This is a genomic window from Ruegeria sp. AB9 (assembly GCF_056542585.1).
Genome location: NZ_JBQGAA010000011.1, coordinates 117277 through 137584, shown reverse-complemented (window position 1 = coordinate 137584; position 20308 = coordinate 117277). Strand labels below are relative to the sequence as shown.

15 protein-coding genes, 1 tRNA gene and 3 pseudogenes are annotated in these 20308 nt (G+C 52.7%); 7 read left to right on the top strand and 12 right to left on the bottom strand.

What is annotated here, in order from left to right; translation table 11 throughout:
- Positions 1–5: 5 nt before the first annotated feature.
- Together ACR0K5_RS19005 and ACR0K5_RS19000 are read right to left on the bottom strand one after the other, a co-directional pair.
- Positions 6–2018, bottom strand: coding sequence for a dynamin family protein (locus tag ACR0K5_RS19005; protein ID WP_480631214.1), 2013 nt, complete (start codon positions 2016–2018; stop codon positions 6–8).
- A gap of 2 nt (positions 2019–2020) precedes the next feature.
- Positions 2021–2443 (bottom strand): hypothetical protein, encoded by a 423-nt coding sequence (locus ACR0K5_RS19000; RefSeq protein ID WP_480631213.1) that lies wholly within the window; start codon positions 2441–2443, stop codon positions 2021–2023.
- A gap of 840 nt (positions 2444–3283) precedes the next feature.
- Here ACR0K5_RS19000 and ACR0K5_RS18995 point away from each other — a divergent pair.
- Positions 3284–3368 (top strand) — tRNA-Leu (locus ACR0K5_RS18995).
- 675 nt (positions 3369–4043) lie between these two features.
- On the opposite strand, the gene ACR0K5_RS18990 is transcribed toward ACR0K5_RS18995, so the two are convergent.
- From ACR0K5_RS18990 to ACR0K5_RS18970, 5 genes are all read right to left on the bottom strand, one after another.
- Positions 4044–5732 (bottom strand): Na/Pi cotransporter family protein, encoded by a 1689-nt coding sequence (locus ACR0K5_RS18990; protein ID WP_480631212.1) that lies wholly within the window; start codon positions 5730–5732, stop codon positions 4044–4046.
- A gap of 17 nt (positions 5733–5749) precedes the next feature.
- Positions 5750–6538, bottom strand: coding sequence for an inositol monophosphatase family protein (locus ACR0K5_RS18985; RefSeq protein WP_480631211.1), 789 nt, complete (start codon positions 6536–6538; stop codon positions 5750–5752).
- On the bottom strand, positions 6538–7362 hold the full coding sequence (locus ACR0K5_RS18980; protein WP_480631210.1) for a carbohydrate ABC transporter permease: 825 nt from the start codon (positions 7360–7362) through the stop codon (positions 6538–6540). Before ACR0K5_RS18980 ends, ACR0K5_RS18985 begins: the two co-directional genes overlap by 1 nt.
- Complete coding sequence (locus ACR0K5_RS18975) at positions 7362–8225, bottom strand: carbohydrate ABC transporter permease (protein WP_480631209.1); 864 nt, start codon at positions 8223–8225, stop codon at positions 7362–7364. The genes ACR0K5_RS18980 and ACR0K5_RS18975 overlap by 1 nt, the downstream gene beginning before the upstream one ends.
- A 70-nt stretch (positions 8226–8295) precedes the next feature.
- Entirely contained in the window at positions 8296–9519 is a 1224-nt protein-coding gene (locus ACR0K5_RS18970; protein WP_480631208.1) for an ABC transporter substrate-binding protein, read from the bottom strand.
- A gap of 143 nt (positions 9520–9662) precedes the next feature.
- Between ACR0K5_RS18970 and ACR0K5_RS18965 the strand changes: the two genes are divergently transcribed.
- The 3 genes from ACR0K5_RS18965 to ACR0K5_RS18955 all read left to right on the top strand — a co-directional run bounded on the left by ACR0K5_RS18965 (position 9663) and on the right by ACR0K5_RS18955 (position 12330).
- Positions 9663–10679, top strand: coding sequence for a LacI family DNA-binding transcriptional regulator (locus ACR0K5_RS18965; RefSeq protein WP_480631207.1), 1017 nt, complete (start codon positions 9663–9665; stop codon positions 10677–10679).
- A gap of 11 nt (positions 10680–10690) precedes the next feature.
- Positions 10691–11698 (top strand): ABC transporter ATP-binding protein, encoded by a 1008-nt coding sequence (locus ACR0K5_RS18960; protein ID WP_480631206.1) that lies wholly within the window; start codon positions 10691–10693, stop codon positions 11696–11698.
- 98 nt (positions 11699–11796) lie between these two features.
- Positions 11797–12330, top strand: coding sequence for a hypothetical protein (locus ACR0K5_RS18955; RefSeq protein ID WP_480631205.1), 534 nt, complete (start codon positions 11797–11799; stop codon positions 12328–12330).
- 25 nt (positions 12331–12355) lie between these two features.
- On the opposite strand, the pseudogene ACR0K5_RS18950 reads toward ACR0K5_RS18955, so the two are convergent.
- Both ACR0K5_RS18950 and ACR0K5_RS18945 read right to left on the bottom strand, forming a co-directional pair.
- Positions 12356–12500 (bottom strand): annotated as a pseudogene (locus ACR0K5_RS18950) (IS5/IS1182 family transposase); the annotation flags it as partial.
- Between the two features lie 322 nt (positions 12501–12822).
- Complete coding sequence (locus ACR0K5_RS18945; RefSeq protein ID WP_480631204.1) at positions 12823–13752, bottom strand: LysR family transcriptional regulator; 930 nt, start codon at positions 13750–13752, stop codon at positions 12823–12825.
- 364 nt (positions 13753–14116) lie between these two features.
- On the opposite strand from ACR0K5_RS18945, the gene ACR0K5_RS18940 reads away from it, so the two are divergent.
- The 3 genes and pseudogenes from ACR0K5_RS18940 to ACR0K5_RS18930 form a co-directional block, all read left to right on the top strand.
- A complete protein-coding gene (locus ACR0K5_RS18940) occupies positions 14117–14950 on the top strand; it encodes a nuclear transport factor 2 family protein (RefSeq protein WP_480631203.1) in 834 nt (277 codons plus the stop codon).
- A gap of 49 nt (positions 14951–14999) precedes the next feature.
- Complete coding sequence (locus ACR0K5_RS18935) at positions 15000–15626, top strand: dioxygenase family protein (protein WP_480631202.1); 627 nt, start codon at positions 15000–15002, stop codon at positions 15624–15626.
- A 408-nt stretch (positions 15627–16034) separates the two neighbouring features.
- Positions 16035–16257, top strand: a pseudogene (locus tag ACR0K5_RS18930) (IS30 family transposase); the annotation flags it as partial.
- 412 nt (positions 16258–16669) lie between these two features.
- Here the strand turns inward: ACR0K5_RS18930 and ACR0K5_RS18925 are convergent.
- From ACR0K5_RS18925 to ACR0K5_RS18915, 3 genes and pseudogenes are all read right to left on the bottom strand, one after another.
- Positions 16670–18883: an NADP-dependent isocitrate dehydrogenase gene (locus ACR0K5_RS18925; RefSeq protein ID WP_480631201.1), complete on the bottom strand. Its 2214-nt coding sequence runs from the start codon at positions 18881–18883 to the stop codon at positions 16670–16672.
- A 209-nt stretch (positions 18884–19092) separates the two neighbouring features.
- Complete coding sequence (locus ACR0K5_RS18920) at positions 19093–19953, bottom strand: tetratricopeptide repeat protein (RefSeq protein WP_480631227.1); 861 nt, start codon at positions 19951–19953, stop codon at positions 19093–19095.
- Positions 19954–20229: pseudogene (locus tag ACR0K5_RS18915) on the bottom strand (hypothetical protein); the annotation flags it as partial.
- Between the last annotated feature and the right edge of the window lie 79 nt (positions 20230–20308).

Sequence of the window (20308 nt, the reverse complement as noted above, 5' to 3'; positions counted from 1 at the left end):
TCTACTTATGCCGCTTCGTTGCTAAGATCTTTCAGGATGTCACCCAGAATCTCATCTTTGGATTTCTGAGGCTGCAGTCCCGCCATCGCCGCCGCAGTCTGACTTGCGTTTTTGTCGGCAGAGGATGAGATGCTCAACAAGGTTTCCTTCTGCTCGCGCATGAAGTCCGTCAGGATTGCGCGGACATTTTCCAGCACGGCAGCAATCTGGTTTTCCTCGATATCCTTGGTGATCGAATTTGCCTCGGACGCGATCAGGCGCGTGTAATCCGCAGCATAGGCTTCAAAACCTTTTCTGCGCTGCCACCAACGTCGCCACCAGGTGCTTTGCAAGTCCAGCGCGATTGTCCGACCGATGCCCAGAGGCGGTGGCACACGGGGAACAATAGGCGCTTCGATGCTGAATTCGCCCAGATGGTTGCCAAGAATCTTGTGATAAAGCGCCTCAACGTCCGCAGCAGCGGTTGAGTACAACGCCCCGGCATCCTTACGCATGGCGCGGGCAAAGCTGAAATATGCAGCCTTTTGCAATGTCCTCAGTCCGGCGGGATCGTACTGCCACGTGCCTTGTTCGCCATTTTTTTCAAGATGCGCGATCAGAGAGTCCGTTGCACGTTTTACAAAGCTGGCCTCGGCTGACTTAAGACGCTCCAACACTTTGTCGCGCAACGCATTTGTCAACTCGGTCGCTTTCTTTTCGTATTCCGCCGACACCGTGTTGATCGCATCTTCTGGCGAAACACCGTCCAAATCCCTTGCAACGCCTTCGCCTTCAGACAGGTTCTTGGCGACCGCTGTCGCGCGAATCTGACTGGCGATGTTGCGGGCCCGATGGCGAACGCGGTCCATCAGGCGCGCTCCGGCACCTTCTGCAATACGCTCGTTCATGGCCAGCAACAGATCGGGCAGGCCAGAAAGCGCCCAGATCTTGTCGAGCGAGGCTGCCTGATCACCAAAACCGGCGGCAAGATAAAAAGTATTCAAAGCCTGGCGCGATTCTTCAGTCAGAATATCCGGATTTCCCGTCAAAGCCGCTTCGGCCCAAAGGGCACTGCCAAACACGACGCTGGTGTTGGTGTCGATATTGTTCTGTTTCAGCGTGTCCTGAATGCGGTCACGGATTTCGGGCACCTGGTTTACAGGATCGGAAAGCTCGTCGATTCTGTTGACGAACAAGATGATCTGCCGGTTCTCAAACTGCGCGATGATGCGCATCAGAGCCATATCCATGGTTGTCAGGGCCTGACTTGCGGCCAAAACCACAACGCAGACTTCAGAACCGCGCAGGCTACGCAGGGTGATTTGTTCGCGCACCATGAAGGTATCGTTGACACCCGGCGTATCGCACAATTTCAGTGCAACCGGGTATTGCGGAATGTCCATGTACAGTTCGGCGGACTTCGTGACATCCGCAAACCGGCCTGTTTTCGGATCGATATCGGGATCGTCTTCATCCCCCAGGCAAACATAGCGCTGAATCAACTCTTCATCGAAATGATCGTACTGGTGGCTTTGGCCCAGGATCAGGTCAAAATGCTTGCCAAGGCGTTCCTCTGACTTGGCTTTCATCTCACCAATCTGACGGCGGATGTCTTCCATCTCATCATCCGCGCCGGCGCGATTGGCCAATTCACCCAGACGACCGCCGCCGACCATCAGGTTGTCCCATTCTTCCTGCTCAAAGAATGTAAACTTGGCTTTGGTATCGCCGGGAGGGCGCGTATTGATGTTCAGAGTCGTAACCACCGAAGTCCACGGGTTGACGTCCGAAGGCAACAGGGCAGGGCGCCCGGCTAGAATATTGACGATCGATGATTTTCCGGCCTTGACCTGACCCACCATCGTAATGCTGGCCGTAAAGTTCTCCATCCGGGTTTTGAGAGTTGCCAGCCGTGCCGAGGAGCGCGCATCAGCCACCTCAGTCAGTTGATCAATCTGTGCCGTCAGAGAAGCCATGGTTGACGTCATCGGAGCCAGTGCTTCGTTGCCGACGGATAAAAGGTGATCGTTGCGCGCCATGCTTAACCTCCGGTTCCCGTTGCAGCTATTTGGGGTGCGTGCGCAACACGGCCTGCTGGCATGCTTGTCAGAGTGTCGATGCGAGCGATCAGGTCCAAAGCATTGCCCAGTATTTCAGCCTCGGCCCGAGGGGAAATGGTCTCGTACGATTTGGAGTCGGCCAGAACTTCAATCGAGCTGAAGCGGTCACCATTTTCCAGGCACGCAACACGGCGCCCAGTCGGGAAGCCTTCGGACTTGGCGGCGGGCAAGGGCATGCGCGCATTCGCCAGCAAATAGTGTTCACCAGAGTGGGTGCGAAGCGAAATACCAAAGCCTGTATTCGGATGGTCGCGATTCAGAGTCTTGAGCTCACCAAGGAAGCTCTCACGAGCAAAGAAGACAGCGTCTTGCTCGGCAGCAGCGGAGGGATTCAGATCGGTCACAGCAGAAAGCCTTGTATTGGAGTTGAGCAAAAACTCGTACAGGTGCCAAAGCGGCAAAAAGACTCATTAACTCCTAGTGAACAACAAGGACCTTCAAGGCGGTGTTATTTTGGCGCGAATAAGATTTTTTAGCGGTTGAATTGTGGCGGCAATGTGGTGGTCAGCACATAAGAATGCCTCAACCAATGCGGGTATTGTGAAGCGGAAGCCGCAGGCTGTGAAGAGAGCGGACAGGAATTCAGGGAAGAGCCGTTGAGGCGGCTATAAGCAAAAACAAGGGTAGTCTTTACTTGAAGACTCGACTGATTTCGAGATCAAATTCCTGCTGGGTCCAGATTTTGTGAAGCAACATCAGGCACTTCAGATTCACAGGTTGTAGAGTGCGCTGAATGTAACGTATGGGGCAATGTGCCCAAGTTTATTCACCAAAAAACGGCGCGATTGTTCGCTGGATCTACCCAAAAACTCTGGATCGTTTCGTCTTGGCTCCTTCCAGATATTTGTCAGCACAAAATTTGACCTGTAGCTTAGGAGGTTACTCAACGTAAACGCGTTTTAGTACGGTTGGATTGAGTCAAGCAGTTACCTGAAAAACACTGAGAAACAACGCCATATCAGTGCCTTCAAGGTGATCTACGTTGGATCTGAGGGGGGTCCTTGGCGACTTTTGTTTCGCCGTTGCTTCACAATTTGTCAGACTGTCCTCTTCCAAGATTTATTGTAGTGTTCCGCGCAAATAGTCGGCAAGTCATAAACTTTGATTTCCTCGAAATTTAGCTCTCGCACTTAGAAGCAAGCTTTGCTATTGAACGCCTCATTCCGGCGCTAATGCGCTTGGCTGCGGGTGTGGCGAAATTGGTAGACGCACCAGATTTAGGTTCTGGCGCCGCAAGGCGTGGGGGTTCAAGTCCCTCCACCCGCACCACTTTGATTTTAAAAGGAAAATGAAGGACTCTACGGCTCATTGAATTGCTGGTCATTCCCTGGTTTTTCACTGTGTTTCCCAGATTCATATTCTGTTCTTGGCTTGCTTTCGGCGCTCCTGAGCCCGCTTCGATAACTGCTTTTGGTTCGCTTGATTCCGGAACTTCCTGACCATCTCAAGTGTCTTGTGGCAGTGACAGATTGTACTCGCTGTCACTGCATCCAACCTCAGCCAGAGCCACAGCGGCGTTGTAGCGCCAACCGTGGATGACGTAAACGCGACCGGTTCAAGCAGGGTGATTTCCCAGCGCAAAAGCACGTAAGATTGAGTCGCAAAATAGGAGTCTAATTTTTACCGGGTTTGTACAGCGCGCACCTTGGTGAGCACTAAGAGCGCATAACTATGATTATGGTAAAAGAAACATGGTCCAGGTGAATAGATTTGAACCCCTACGCCCAGCGGTGTCAGATTCTAAAATTCACGAACTCAACACAGAATCGATATCTTGGCGATATCCTTTCGCAGGACATTGTGCGAACGGACCATGAAACTGCTAAAATCCAGATCGCCTATCGGGGTGCCGGAAATTGCTGCGATCGCAGAAACATACACCTGCCCAATTCGGCGTGCGTCAATGACGGCCACTCGATAGGGTCTTCATTTGGCTTCCTGATACTAGGAGGCATTAGATTTAAGAGGCATTTCCTGGATAAGGCGCGTCTCAAGAAGCTGTCCGGTTTCGTAAAGTACGGGATAGGCCACTGCGGATATGTGACTGTTGATCTCTCGCAATGCACGCAGTGTTTCGAGGTGAATGTCGGATGTTTCGAAGCTCTCGGAGTTACCGTTCTGCAACCGCTTAAGGTGTTTCTTTCTGCTATCCCTCTCAGCACGCTTGATATCTGTCTTTTCCAGGCTGAGAAGTCTGGCACTTTCCGGGTCATCAGAGATCAGGACATTCGCGGCAAGCTTGAAGTTTGCAGTAATAGATTCGTGCAAACTGACTAATTCATCACGCCCATCCGCACTGAACGACCATTTTTTTGTATGAAGTCTTTGCGCAAGATCAGTAAGCCTTTTGGCAATCACATCACCCGCTGACTCTAGCCGAATAGCATACTCAACCATGTCTCTGGCAGACCGCGCCTCAGTTTTCTTGTAGGTATCCTTTGGAATGGAAGCGACGAAAGCGCGAATTCCGGCCAAACACGCATTGACCTGTTCGTCCATGTCTCTGATCGATTTACGAAGCTCTGGTTCATCGGACAGATATATTTCAATCGACGGCTTGAACATCGCCTCCACCAGGCTGGACATTCGAATAAGCTCTTGTTTCAAGCTCGTTAATGCAAGGTTTGGAGTTGCCAAAGTGTTTGGGTCCAGGTGAGAGCCAGGTTCTATTTTTGCGGCGCTTCCAGACGTTTGATCTCCAGAAGGCAGAAGCTTTGCGGCAATGGGCTCGATTGCCTTGCATCCTGGCAACGAGAGAAGAAGCAGAATAGCGTTGAAACCGATATGCGAGAAGATAAGCGACTGGGCTTCACCGATCGCCGCGATATTCAGCGAGGCCAGAAGCGGCGTCGAAATCTCAATAGCCAGCAGGACAACCGAAAGAGCGCCACGCAACACCAGGTTGGAATAAACAAGGCGCCGAGCTGAAACGTCCATTCCTCGCGTAAGCCAAACCGGGATAAACCCACTGCCCAGGTTTGCGCCAAGAAGGATTGCAAATCCTGCACCAAACGACAGGGCACCAATTTGGACAAGCGTGACAACTACAAGAATGGCCGCTACCCCGGAATGCATGGCAAATGCCAACGCTGCGCCGACGAGGAACCCAGTTATCAAATCCTGCTGCAGGTAAGAAGCGACAGCCGGAAGAAATGCGCTGTCACGGACGGGATTCACAGCCTCTCGTAATAGCCCCAGCGAAATGAGAATAAGCGCTATTCCCATGATGATCCGCCCATATTGGCGAAGCCGCCTATTCTCGGCCTTGACCGCAAGCCAACCTCCGACCGCAAGTAAAGGCGATACAATCCAGCCGATCGGAAAAGACAAAATCTGGACGATCAACGCGGATCCCAAATCGCCCCCAAGCACAATTGCCAAAGCTGTAGGGAAGGCAAGATAACCCGATGCCAAAAACCCTGATGCCAACAAGGCGACTGCGGCTGAACTTTGCATGACAACAGCCAGTGAAAGGCCTGTCGAAGCTGCGCCAACCAAGTTGGTTTGCGTGCGCATTAGTCTCTGAAAGGACGCGCCATGCGCACGTTCAATGCCTGTTCGCACAAGGCGTACAGAAAACAGAAGCAGCATCGTTGCACCGGCAAGGCTAAATATGAAATTCAAGATCGCCATTGATAGCAACCTGCTCCTTATTCATCCCGTCCGTAGATGGCTGCTTTTGTTAGGTCATGAAGCCTGGAATTACTAGCCAAAACAGCTCCCCCCAATTCAATAAATTCTGGATAGGCAGGGAAGTCGACCTTGCCGCCGGCTTCCTCTACAAGAAGAATTCCGGCAATGGCGTCCCAGGGATTAAGGTGGGCTTCAAAGAATGCTTCAGCCCGCCCGGCGGCGACCGTAAGCAAGCTGTAAGCAGCCGACCCGTTTCGGCGGTACTCCATTCCGCAGTTGATCAGTCTCTGGATTTGATTAACGTAGTCTTCGGCCCCGTGGCGCGCTGACCTGCCTAACAACACCAGAGCGTCAGCCGCGATTTCGCAATCTGAAACACCTGTGTGCCATGAGTTGAGGAACGCACCTTGGCCTTTACAAGCGGAACCAATTATCGCGACATCCGGGGCAAAGATTGCTGCACATTCAATTTTCCCGCCCGAGCAATATCCAATCGAAACCGCCCAATCAGGCAATCCGTGTAAAAAGTTGGTTGTGCCGTCGATTGGATCGACAATCCACACTGAGTCACCGCTGCCCGCGAGGCCTTTTTCTTCGCCGAGAATTGTGTCCTCAGGAAATTCTGAGCGAATTCGTTGCCGTATCAACTCTTCCACTGCGATATCTGCGGCAGTTACAAAATCCTGATGCGACTTACGTTCAGCAAAGCCGACTGAACGGTCTTTGCGCATCTGGACGGCAAGCTTACCCGCTTCGACGGCGATTTCTTTTGCCAGCTCAAATCTGGTGTTGTTGACTACCGGCATTATTTGATTCCTCCGCCAAATCCGCGCGTGAGGCCTTTTTGTACAAAGCCGACCAGAACCAGAATTGGAAGGGATGCAAGCAGGCCGACCGCCGACAGCTTGCCCCAAAATGTCTCATCCTCGGTGATCAGAGTTGCGATGAAGGTTGGTAGCGTGAAATTCTCAGGTGACTGGATGAAGAGAAGCGCATAGGCAAATTCGTTCCAACTCAGAATGACCAGAAATACCGAAGTTGCGATCAATCCTGGCGTCATGACGGGCAAGACGATAGATCGCAGGCGGCGCATCAAGGATGCTCCATCCACCAGCGCGGCTTCTTCGTATTCAACCGGAACATCCCGCACGAAGCCCAAGAGCATCCAGATTGCAAAGGGCAGCGCGTATACCTGATACACAATGATCAGACCGAGCAGTGTATCCAGCAATCCCAATGCGCGCAAAACCTGGTACAGCGGAATGGCCAGTGAAATGGGCGGCGTCAACTTGACCAGCAAGACGAACATGAGGAAAACCAGATCCAATTTGGCCGGGAACCTGATTCTGACCAGCGCATAGGCCGCAGGGAATGCCGCACCAAGCGCCAAAAGTGTTGTCCCAACCGCGACGATCAGGCTGTTCACAGCCTTGCCCAACAGATCGCCCCGGATCAACTCCTGATAGTGCTCAAGCGTAACCTGCGATGGTATCAGCGAAATCGACTTGGAAACATAATCGATCGGAGGTCGAACGGATGTGGTTACCATCCAGATGATCGGGACAAGAAATATTGCAGTCACAATATAAGTCAGACCGATCCGAACTGTGTCGCGACGTTTCTGGATCATCACTTTTCCCCTACAAGCTTAAAGGCGTAAATCAGCGCCAGCAGACCGGAAATCGCGACCATTATGATAGCTGCTGCCGATGCCGCGCCGACGTCAAAGAACTTGAAGCCCAAGCGATAGACATACATGGACAGCGTTTCAGTGGCTTGACCCGGGCCTCCGCCCGTCAAGGCGTATACCTTGTCGAAGATTTTGAAGGCATCGACGCTACGCAAAAGTGCAGCCAGAAACAGATAGGGCATCAAAAGAGGCAGGGTGATGCCAAAAAAAACATGGCGCGCCCCTGCCCCATCCACATCTGCTGCTTCGTAGATTTCGTCAGGAACCGATTGCAACCCGGCCAGTATGATCAGAAAAGTCAGCGGTGCGGTTTGCCAAGTGTCCACCAGAACAAGCGACAGCATCGCGATATCGGGATTAAACAGCCACTCAACGGCAGGAAGGTCTACAGCGCGCAGCAGATTGTTCAGATATCCGAAGTCGTAGTGGAACCATGCCCGCCAAATCGCCGTGACAACCATTGTAGACAAGACATAAGGCATGAGCAGCGCCGGGACGACCAGGCGGCTCCCGGGTAGTTTCCCGTTCACCATCAATGCCAGCATAAGCCCTATGCCGACTTCACTAACGGTGGCCAGGACAGCAAAAACCAGAGTGTTCCAGGCGGCTGTACGGAAAAACCGGTGGGCAACAAGATCCGAATAGTTCTCGGACCCTACGTATAGTGCGCCCTCAAATCCGTATTCAGTAGCGAATAGCGAGAGCGCGAACACTCGAACGAGCGGATATATTGTCAGAGCGATGAAAAGTACGATAGCCGGTGTCAGAAGTGCGATGGCCAGCTTTCCGCTGTTTCTATTCATGTATGAGTTCCTTGACAAAATGGGCGCTCAACCCGGGAGGAGGCCGAGCGCCCTAGCTCACGTCGAACAGTTATCGGCGCAAGGCTTTGGCAATTTGTGCGTCGGCTTCTTCCAGTGCCACTTCGGCACTCAGTTCACCAATCAGCGCAAGTTGCAGGTAGTCCCCCAAAATGGTCTCTACCTTGTTCCATTGTTTGATGCGTGGGCGAGGTGTGGCATTTTCGAGTGCAGCCAGTTGGTTGGGGTACCAGCGGTATTTTGCAATAACATCTTCATCGTTATAGACACTGGCACGTGTTGGCGGCTGACCGATTTCCAATGCCAGCTTCTTCTGGAACTCGGCAGAGGTGATGAAATCAATGAATGCGCGTCCCATTTCCGGATTTGGAGCATCCGCAGGAACGGCGAGCAGCCAAGAGCCCAGCATTGGGCTGGAACCGACGTTTTGCCCCGGAGCCGCAACAACCTCAATTTTTCCTGGAACACGTGATTTTTCAGGATCGTCCAGTGATGGTGCCCAGGATGGCCACAGCTCGATCGACATGGCGGTTGTGCCCTGCATCAGCGCATCACGAACCTCTGACGAATTGTAGGTTTCGACACCCTTGGGCGCGTATTGCTTCAATTCAAGATACAGGTTCAGAGCTTCGAGTGCTTCGGGGCTGTTCAGTGTTGACGTGCCGTCCTCGCCGACGATTTTAGCGCCGTGCGCCCAAAGAATTGGCAAGAAACCGGTTACAATCGGATTTGCCTTTATGCCCCGAAACACTACGCCCGAGACCTCATCGTTGGAGGCAGAGACGCGTTTTGCCGCCTCCACGACATCTGTCCAGGATTCGGGCCGATCCATGAGGTCCGAGCGGTAGGCAAACATCTCAACATTACCTACAAACGGCACCGCATACAAAGGGCCGCTGCCAACTGGATAGCGCGATACATCCACGGCTGCGCCAACAAAGTCCTCGTCGATACCCTCCCCCAGCTGGTCAAGGTTCGCTAGCCAACCTTGTGACATAAACTCAGTCGCCCAAGTATCATCCAGCATGATAACGTCGTAGGCATTGGCCTGTTCACGCATGGAAATTGTGGCTTTCTCAAGCAGCCCGCCATAGGGCAGCTCCAGCCTGTCAACCTCTACGTCAGGATTTGCAGCCTGGAACGCCTCTACCGCCAGCGCTAGTGCATTTGCATACCCGCCATCGCGTCCGGCGATCACCAGGTCGGCAGCAGATACAGAGCCCGCCAACAGCGCTGCGGCCGCCGTTAGTGCAAGAGTTTTTTTGTGAAAAGTCATTTTTCCTCCTCTAGCCCGGCACGGGCTTTCATGACTACCGGTGATAAAACGGTTTCTTAAAACTCGCAAGAAGATTCTACACACCTCTAAAAACAACGCTAATAGTGCTTGAAATCGATTTCTAGAGATGCGATAGATTCGGTATGAAACGATCAACCATTAAAGATGTCGCAGCCCTCGCTGGCGTATCTGCCGCCACTGTGAGTCGCGTGTTCTCAAAGGAGCCATCTGTGGCTTCGGAGATTGCCGCAAAGGTCAAGAGCGCCGCTGAACAGCTGAACTATCGCCCCAGCATGATGGCGAGGAGTTTGACGAGCTCACAGACCAATCTGGTTGCACTGGTTGTCGGGCGCCTTCACAACCCATTCGACGCACGCTTGGTTGAAGCGCTGTCCGAAGGCCTTCAAAAAACCGGCAGGAGGTTGCTGTTGGTTCCGGCGGACTACGGCGAAAATGACCCCGCTGCGATGGTTGCCTTGGACTATCAGGTGGACGGAGTGATCGTCGCCGCAGGACACTTGTCAAAAGAATCGGCCGACAGATTTGTTCAACTTGGTGTGCCCGTCATTTTGTATGGCAGAACGCTGGACGCACCCGGCGTTGATTGCATTGTGGCCGACAACCATTCCGCCTCCCGCGTGATCGGCCAACTCTTTAGAAAGGCCGGAAGCAGAAAGGCGACGTTCGTTCGGCACGTTCGGAAAACGTTTTCTGACGACGAGCGTGAAGCCGGGTTCCGCGCAGGACTTGGCCCCGACGTTGAGATGACAATACTGAAATGCTCCAAAGCGACCGCCAGAGAGTATACCTTGGGATTGCTCTCCGAGGAGCAGCGCCCCGACGCCGTATTCTGCGCAAATGACGTCCTGGCCTTTGGTGTCGTCGAGGCGGCCGTCCAACTTGGGCTGAGTATCCCTGACGAATTGATGGTTGCGGGGTTTGACGACGTCGAAATGGCCTCATCTCCGTTTTTTGACCTAACCACCCTACACCAGTCACCGCTTGAAATCGCCAATTGGATCGTCACTCGCCTGGGTGAACGGCTTACCTCGAACGATATCGAGGTGACGACGGAACGCGTTCCTGCGCGCCTTAAGCTTCGCGGCTCAACTCCGGCAGCAGCGCACATCGGCGGGCTTGCAGCCAATAAACGCACCTGAAAGGTAATCCCATGATCGAACTCTCCAATGTCGGGAAGGCATACGGCCGAGTAAATGTTATCGACAGCATCTCTTTGTCGATTGAGAAAGGGGAATTTGTCGTATTGGTCGGTCCTTCGGGTTCGGGTAAATCCACGCTCCTGCGAATGATTGCGGGTCTTGAAGAGATCACGAGCGGTGACTGCTTTATTCAGGACAAACGCGTGAACAACCTTCCCCCGAAAGAGCGCGGGTTGGCGATGGTTTTTCAGAACTATGCGCTCTATCCGCACATGACGGTCTTCGACAATCTCGCCTTCGCGCTGAAGGTCCAGGGTTTATCGAAGCCCGAAATTCAACACCGGGTTGCCAAGGTCTCCGAGATTGTACAGCTTGACCAATATCTGGAGAGAAAACCCTCTCAGTTGTCGGGTGGTCAGCGCCAGCGTGTCGCCATGGCACGCGCTATGGTACGTGATACGGGCTTGTTCCTTTTTGATGAGCCCCTTTCAAATCTGGATGCAAAACTTCGCGGCCAGATGCGCGTTGAAATCAGAAAGCTGCACGACGAATTGGGCGCAACTTCGATCTACGTTACACACGACCAAACAGAAGCGATGACCCTCGCAGATCGGATTGTCGTTCTGGACAAAGGAAACATCGAACAGGTCGGTATGCCGCATGAATTGTATGAAAACCCGAAGACTCGTTTTGTTGCTGGTTTTTTGGGCTCACCTTCCATGAATTTCGTGAGCAAAGGATTTACCGATCTCAAAAATGAAGAAACTTACGGCATCCGGCCTGAGAACCTAAAATTGACCGCAAATAATAGTGATGACTTGCACTTTGACGCCACGCTTGAGCTTATCGAATACCTGGGCTCCAGCGCTCTTTGCCATTGCAGCTTCTTCGGCCAGAACATAATTGCTCAGTTGCAGCCACAAGAGATTTCAACACTTCAATCCGGCCAGAATATCGATTTGTTTGTTGATCGTACCGCGGCCATGAAGTTTCTCGGAAACCAGCGGTTAGCAGCCTAGCTTAACGCGATTTACCTTGCGCGATTTTGGTCGGGCCACCAGCGCACCATCGCACAAGCCAGCGTCAACTCGATCCTAACCTCTTCCGTGGCGCTGCAATGAGCACAAAAGGAAAAAATTTGGGCTATTCAATCTGGCTGGAATTTGAGGACCAAAGCAGAAAATGTCTGCAAGCTAAGATCAGTGATCTTTCCGGAAAATACTCGTGCCCTGTCTTCCAGCCACACATTACCCTGGTTGGAGATATTGAGCTCGAGTTGAATGCCGTCAGGGAATTGGCCAGTACATTTTCTGATTGTCGCAATGCAAACGCAGTTACAGTTTGCGATGTCGGGGTTTCTGAGAGTTACTTTATGGCGCTATACCTGTCGGTTTCGATTTCTGAAGAGCTTCACGTCAAGCGGGGATTGGCAGCACGGCGCGCAAATCCGAGTTCCTACAAGTTGGATTCTCCCCACATAAGTTTAGCATATGGAAATCTGAACCAGAACCAAATGCTCGAAGAGCAGGTCGCACTGAAGTCCGAGTATTTGGGAAAAGAACTGGCCATCAACGGTATTAGTATTGTGCATTCCGCGAAGTCCGTTCCAATTGAACAGTGGCGCTCTATTGAGACGATTTTTTTGCCCTAGGTTCCGGACACATTGATTTTCAGAGTCAGAAGATGACAGCAGCGGCGAGAACGATCGCATATAGGAAGACCCTCGGGTACCTGTCGTAACGGACTGCAATGTGCCGTTAGTCCTTCAGCTGACCGAACATAATCTTCCTGGCGATTGCCTCGCTTAAATCTGCGTTCGTCACACCGTTGACAAAAGCAATGGGGCGAAACGGGAACCGACCAATTCAGGGCGGCAAAACGTCTCCGGAATGAAAAAGAGCGGTTGAGTAAGACGGAGTCTGGCCTGACGTTGGACAGGTTGGTCTTGACTGAAACCGCGAAAGATGAGGGTCGTTTAGGAAATCATCCAGTGAACGAATTTCAGACCCGAACGCGCGCGTTTCAGAGCCCCGCTCGAAGCCACATCAGTGTTTCACATGACTGCCAAAAGTTAAGGAACTCAGAGCGTGATGATTGCCACGTATTGAAGTGGCATCGATCCAAACTGAAAAAATCAACCACCTCAAGATCTGCTGTCTCTGTCTAAATTGGCATCATGGGTCTGACCCAAACCGATCTGATGGTATTTCGCTACCACTTCAACGATAGCCCTAATGGCCAGCGGTTTGTGCTTTGTAGGAGGTGTTACCGCATATATGCCGCCTGATCGGAGTGACCAGTCGGATAAAAGCCGGACCAATCGACCCGAAGCGACATCGTCGAAGACAAGAAAATCTGGCAACACCGAAAAACACTTACCCGCAGCGATGGCTTTGCTTATCGCCGGAGATGCGTTGAGTTTGAAGGACGAACTGACAGTGATGTCCTGAACTTCGCTGCCTTTGGAAAAACGCCACGTTGTCGCTTTTTTCAGGGCGGCGTTGGCGATAAACGAAATCTTGGTCAGGTCATTTGGCATTATTACGCATTGGGCCAAGTTTGGCGATGCAACCACCCATTCTTCAAACTCCGCGACTTTGCGCATCTGATTTGAGGAATCGCTCGGCCATCCGACGCGGAAACTAAGGTCAAAGTGGTGTTCCACTGGATCAAGTCGATCATCACTAAGGTGCAGATCTATGGTGACGCCTGTGTAGTCTTGTGTGAATTGCGCCAATAACGGCGCGAGATGCAACGTGCCATAATCCACTGGTGCGGTCAGGCGAAAGTGCCCTTCGGGGAACGCTTTGCCGGACTGGATCTCCGCGTAGGCTTCCTCGGCTTGTGTGAGTGCGGCCTTGGCTTGTTCATAGAAACGCAGGCCTGCATCAGTTGGAGTCATGTGGCGCGTGTTTCGGTGCAAAAGGGCCGTGCCCAGTTCTTCTTCCAGTTTCAGAATTTGTTTGCTAACAACGGCTTTACTGATGTTCAGCGCGTTTGCGGCGCCGGTGATCGTGCCTTCATCCACTACAGCAACAAAGTACCCGATCCGGTTGAAGTTTACGTTTTTCAATCGTCACCTTTTGGCTGACAGACATTTCACTTAATATCACTTTTCGCGACATGGCGCGATCACTAGATTCTCGGCAGCGACTGGAGAAAACGGTGCCGACATTCACTATCATTTATGAAGCCTGTGGAAGTATGCGCTATAGCGTTATCCCCGTATCGGAAGCTCTGCAGAACGCGGGAAGATGTACTTTTACTACCATGGTGGACGCGAAAAAGCACTGATCGACATGCTGGTCAGAACGCAAGGTGTGCCGGCAAGTCGATCCCATGCAAATACAACCAATCGTCGAACTGGCGGAGATTCTTAGAACGCTAACAGACCTTACCCATCTAATAGTTTTTGACCAGAGCCAAGGAGAAAGACCATGAAACACTTAGTGGCAATTGCAGTGACATTCCTTTCCTTGACCGCTCCTGCAATTGCTGGTGCGGATGAAAACAAGGCGATCATATTACGTGCTTTGACCGAGGTTTTCGACGCCCAGAATGTCGAATTGATCGATGAACTCTACCACCCAGATTACACTCAGCATTCGCCGTTCATCGGCGATGGGCGTGACGGTATCCGCGATAGTGTGATCTGGATGAAAGAAAACGATTTAAAACCGCAGCGTGAAATAGCGCGTGTCATTGCACAAGGTGATCTTGTTGGTGTTCAGGCCCGGGTGGTTTTAGGCGAAAAGGCAGCCATCGTTGGTGACATCTTCCGGTTGCAGGACGGGCAGATTGTCGAACATTGGGACACAATGCAAAAAGAAGTTCCTCAATCAGAAACCGCCAACGGCAATTCCATGATCGATGGTGGCGGAGACGTGAACAAATACGTCTCAAACATGGATCTTGCTCGCAATACCATGAACGCGGTTAAGTTCTTTAATCGGGGGATCGCCGGGGATGTCGAAACGCTGAAGCGGCTTTTTGGCGCGGAGTACATCCAGCACAATCCCAGGGTCCCGAATGGTACCGAACCCATTTTCGGATTTTTCAAGGATAGTGACGGTTCGCTCGGTAATGTGACCGTACATCAGACGATTTCCGAGGGAGATCTTACGATGGCGCTGGTCGAATATTCAGATTGGGGCAACGCGGTGATTGAGATTGTCCGCCACGATGATAAAGGCAAGATCGTTGAACACTGGGATATAGTGCAAGAAATCCCGGCGGCCGAGGACTTCGCCCACGGGAATGGAATGTTCTGAAAAAATGGTGGCGGCATTCTGGCCGCCGAACACCCCGAAGGAGCCAGCCATGAAAGCCAGTAACTCCATCCGTCGTCGCCTTTTGGTTGGAATGGCCGCGTTTGCAAGCGGTTCATTCTTAGGACGCCTTGCTGGCGCGGCGGGAATGACTCCCAGTTCCGCAGAAGGACCATTCTACCCAACGCCAGCCATGCGGATGTCGGATGTAGACAACGACCTGGTAAAAGTGATGGGCCTTGTGGAAGAGGCCGGCGGCGAAGTGATCAGACTTAAGGGTCGAATTTTGGACAGAACCGGCGCACCTCGGTCAAGACATCGGATCGAAATCTGGCAGTGTGATCTCAATGGCAAGTACCTCCACCCAGGGGATGATCGCAAATTGGTCCATGACATGGGCTTTCAAGGTTTTGGTCATGACATCACTGATGAGGACGGCAGCTATAGTTTCCGCACTATCAAGCCTGGCAAGTACCCGGGCCGCACACCGCATATACACGTTAAGGTTTTTGACGGTGATATCGAACTGCTGACAACACAATTCTACGTGGCTGGCGATCCGGAAAACAGGCATGATAGCCTCTTTCGCCGCCTTTCAGATCAACAGGCTGACAGCGTGTCGATGAGGTTTATTGAAACCGAAGCGGGTACAGAGACAACGATCAACCTACGGGTTTAAAACGATCTGTCCTGGGGGCTGTGTCGCAATCTAATACCCGAGCTTGACGAAATTACATGCCTTGGCGCCAGTTGACGTCAAATCGGTTCTGTCACGAATTTTCCTGCTGACCGAAGAGATCATGCCGTACCTGCGTATTATGCGGCTAATTCCACGTACTGGCGAAACGGACAGATTCCAAGCATTAGTTGACCTTTGCGGATCATGTTAACCAGTTCGATGTCGGCCAACTCGGATGCAGTTCAAGCGAATGGTTTGAAGCCCGACATGGCGTGGTCCTACGTTTGATAGACCGGTGATCCTGTTCAATGCGGCTATTAAATTTTTTTCCGGCGATCCATCTCGATTGGTACAGGGCGCCCTAAGCCCGGTAGCATCTTGTTGATCGCCTCGGTCTCAGCCGCATCCTCTCCGTCGCGGAAAGGAACCGTCGAGAACACCAGCCGTAGGGTCAGGCGCTGGCTTTCCTTCAAGGCGACATTACTGCGGTCCCAGGTCATGAATTGAAAATGATGTGCGACCGCCTCAATGCCACGGCCAGAAAATGCCTGGGATGGAAGACGCCGGCTGAGGTGTTCCGGGACAAGATGATGACGGAACCGGGTCAAGCCCCTACCCTCAGAGGCAATAACATTCGCGGCTCAGATATCTTTCACAGAAATGCAAATGACCAGCACCCCAAATGCTGGTCATTTTCTGAGTGAGTGATATAGCCCTGAGGCCTCACCAGTGAAATTCTGTGTCTCCACATAAGTAGAGTGGAATGAAGTATTGCGCTATTAGGGGAATCCCGTAAAAAATCAGTTTTTTATTTTAGAGCATTGATGGAAAAGCAATTTTTGAGAACTGGACCGTCAAACCCATTGCGTCATTCACTTTGTTTACCATAGGGCAAAGTAATGCCGCCCAAGCGGCAAGCTGCAGATTGCTGCAGTCTTCGCACGTATTAATGGCCAGCCCAAAAAGTAAGAAAAGGACCGCTCAGTGCCGGTCCTTTTCTGTAGTCTTCAACGGGCGCGGTGCGCCTGTTCTTTCAACGCCAATTAGCCGATGATTGCGTTGAGCGTGGTGCTGGGGCGCATCACGGCTGCAGTTTTTGCCGGGTCGGTGTGATAGTAACCACCCAGGTCTGCGGCTGGCCCCTGAGCGGCGGCCAGTTCCGACAGGATCTGCTCTTCTTTGTCTGCAAGATCCTGTGCCAGTGGCGCAAATTCCGCCGCCAGGTCGGCGTCGCCAGATTGCGCTGCCAGAGCTTCGGCCCAATACCGCGCGAACCAGTAATGGCTGTCGCGGTTATCAGGTTGGCCGACTTTCCGGCTGGGCGACCGGTTGTTGTCCAGAATGCCCTGAGTTGCAGCCTCTGCCGCCGCGCCGAGAACACCTGCCTTCGCGTTGCCTCTGGTGTCCGCCAGGAAATTCAGGGATTCCCCAAGTGCGCAGAACTCACCCATCGAATCCCAGCGCAGGTGGTTTTCCTCAACCAGTTGTTGCACGTGTTTTGGAGCTGACCCCCCTGCCCCGGTTTCGAACAGCCCGCCGCCATTCATCAGTTTGACGATCGACAGCATCTTGGCCGAAGTGCCCAGCTCGAGGATTGGGAACAGGTCCGTCAGGTAATCCCGCAGCACGTTGCCGGTGATGGCAATCGAGTCGTTGCCAGCCGTGATGGTTTCCAGCGACTGACGGGTTGCTTCACGGGGAGCCATGATCTGGAACTTGTCAGCCACACCAGCGGCCTCAAGCGCCGGTTTGACGTATTCGATCAGTTCCGCATCGTGGGCGCGGCCAGCGTCCAGCCAGAAGATTGCCTCGGATCCAGTCAGGCGCTGACGGTCCATTGCCAGTTGGATCCAGTTTTCGATCGGTGCTTTCTTGACGGTGCAGGCGCGCCAGATATCACCCTTTTCAACCGCATGCTCGTGCAGCGTTTCACCATTGGCCAGCACAATGCGGATGGTGCCATCCGCAGGCGCTTCGAAGGTGGTCGGGTGCGAGCCGTATTCTTCGGCTTTTTGCGCCATCAGACCGACGTTTGCGACCGCGCCTACAGTGGCCGGATTCAGTGCACCGTTGGCTTTGAAAAATTTGATGCTTTCATCATATACAGTTGCATAGCACCGATCCGGGATCACACAGTTGGTGTCGCCCTTGGCACCTGTTTCATCCCAGCCCTTGCCGCCTGCACGGATGACGGCTGGCATCGAGGCATCAATGATCACGTCGGATGGGACGTGCAGGTTGGTGATGCCCTTGTCGCTGTCCACCATATACATCGACGGGCGATCGCCTTTGATCGCGTCGATTGCGGCGACAATCTCGGCATTGCCTTGTACCCGCTCAAGCAGGTCCCCAAGGCCCGAGTTCGGGTTCACACCCAGCGCGTCCAGCTCAGCGCCGAATTTGTCAAAGACCGGAGCCAGCCATGCCTTGACCGCATAGCCAAAGATGATTGGGTCAGAGACCTTCATCATCGTGGCTTTCAGATGCAGCGAGAACATGGTGCCGTCTTCCTTGGTGTCCTCAATGGCGCCTGCAAGGAAGGACGACAGCGCGTTAACCGACATAAATGTCGCGTCCGCAACTGTGCCTTCGGCCAGAGGCCAACCGTCTTTCAGAACGGTGACGCCGCCATCATTGCCGACGAATTCGATCTTGGCGTCCCCTGCCTGAGCAGCAGAAATGGTTGCCGATTTCTCATTTGCATAGAAATCATTGCCGGGCATCGAGGATACTTTGGTTTTGCTGTCCGAAGCCCACTCCCCCATCGAATGCGGGTTGTTCTGGGCGTAGTTTTTAACCGCCCGGGCTGCGCGGCGGTCACTGTTGCCTTCACGCAAAACCGGGTTCACGGCCGAACCTTTGATGGCGTCATAGCGCGTACGGATCGCCCTTTCTTCTTCGGTTGACGGCTCTTCGGGATAGTTGGGAATGTTGTATCCTTGCGACTGCAACTCCTCGATTGCCGCCACCAGCTGCGGGACCGAGGCCGAGATGTTCGGCAGCTTGATCACGTTTGCATCCGGTGTCTTCACCAGCTCACCCAGCGCAGCCAGATCATCAGTGATGCGCTGATCGTCGGTCAGGTTTTCCGGGAAGGTTGCAAGGATACGGCCAGCCAGCGAGATATCCTTGGTTCCGACACTCACACCAGCAGCAGACGCGAACTTGCGAATGATGGGCAGAAACGAGGCGCTGGCCAGTTCGGGCGCTTCGTCTACAATGGTATACAATATGTCGAAGTTCGATTTATCTGCCATATTCTTTTACCTTTTTTAAGCCTTTCAGGGGCGTGCGATCCAAGAGTTGAGGCCGCAAATGCGCGGCGCGGGAGGGGCGCGATCACGGTACCGCCCCTGGGTGACTCTGTTTTGACAGGGCTTCCCATAAATCACGTTGGACTGGGAATCAATTACCTATGCCCGCGCGATTTGCCACGGGCGAAGGATCTGCGGTTGGGTGCTTGGGATCAACCTGATTGTGGACCAAGGTTCGAAAAGCCCATTATCTGCTCCAAATGGTGGATATGATCATCAATTGCTTTGTTAAGATGTTCAGGTGAACCCGCTCGGGCTTGCGGGTCAACTGGCACGCCGGCTCCCTCAATAATATCAAGAAGGAGTTTTGGGGCGTGGGGGCCGCCGGTTTCAAGGAAAGCGTGGTATTCCGCACGGGCGAGATCTTCTTTTCCCAGTCCCGCAAAAAAGTGACTTCGGAATATCCACTCTGAATTTTGGCCTAAGACGAAATATCCGAAAATGCGATCAACCATCTTGCGCACATAACCGTCATCACCCCAGCTTATCTTGTCCTCTGCCTTTGCGTAAGCCTCGACGTACTCAACCCCTTTTTTCTCATCGCCAAGTTTCATGTTGATCAAGGCAAAAAGCAACAAGTCTTCTGATGGATTCGGGGCCATCGCTGTTCTTGTCTCGATCGCATTCAGGGCTTTTTCCAAATCATAACCGTGTCGCAGTTCATATGTGACACGCGCACCATGTGCCCATGTTTGATCCGACCATTTCGTTTCAGCCTCGGCCAAGTGATGCTCAAACTCCTCGGGGGGCATATTCTCATATAGCAGATTCAAATACCGAACGCCGGCATCTTCATGGTCAGGATCAAGTTCCAGAACCTTTTCATACCCTTCCAGCGCCAAGGGAAACTCACCCCATGATTGCATCTGCTTTGCTGTGTTGAACAAAACAAACGCGCTGTCGGGTCTGATCTCTTGCGCCCGATCCAAATCTGCCCGTGCACCAGCGGTGTCATCCAGGGCGTTCCTGGAATAGCTCCGCCAGATGAGAGTAACGGCATCTTCTGAATCCAAGGCCAGCGCACGGTTCGCATCATCGATGGCTTGCTCATATTGACCAATCCGATGCAGTGCCTGCGCGCGTTTGGCGTAGTAGTCCTGACGCGCCTCCAACGGTTCGTCATTGCGACTAAGCAAAGCTGTGCAGGCATGGATTACCTTTTCGGACCCTCCACCCGTTTGGCAGACCGCACGCTGATTGGCGTAATGCGTTTCTGATTTCGACGGTGTGTTGAATGACAGCAAAACCGCCGTACAAACGACAATCAATGCGGCAAAGCGAATGCGCATAGAGGCCTCAAAACAAATATTTTCTACTTTGAGTAGGTGTTCTGACCGCTCCACGCAAGAGCCGCGAATCCTTCGGGCG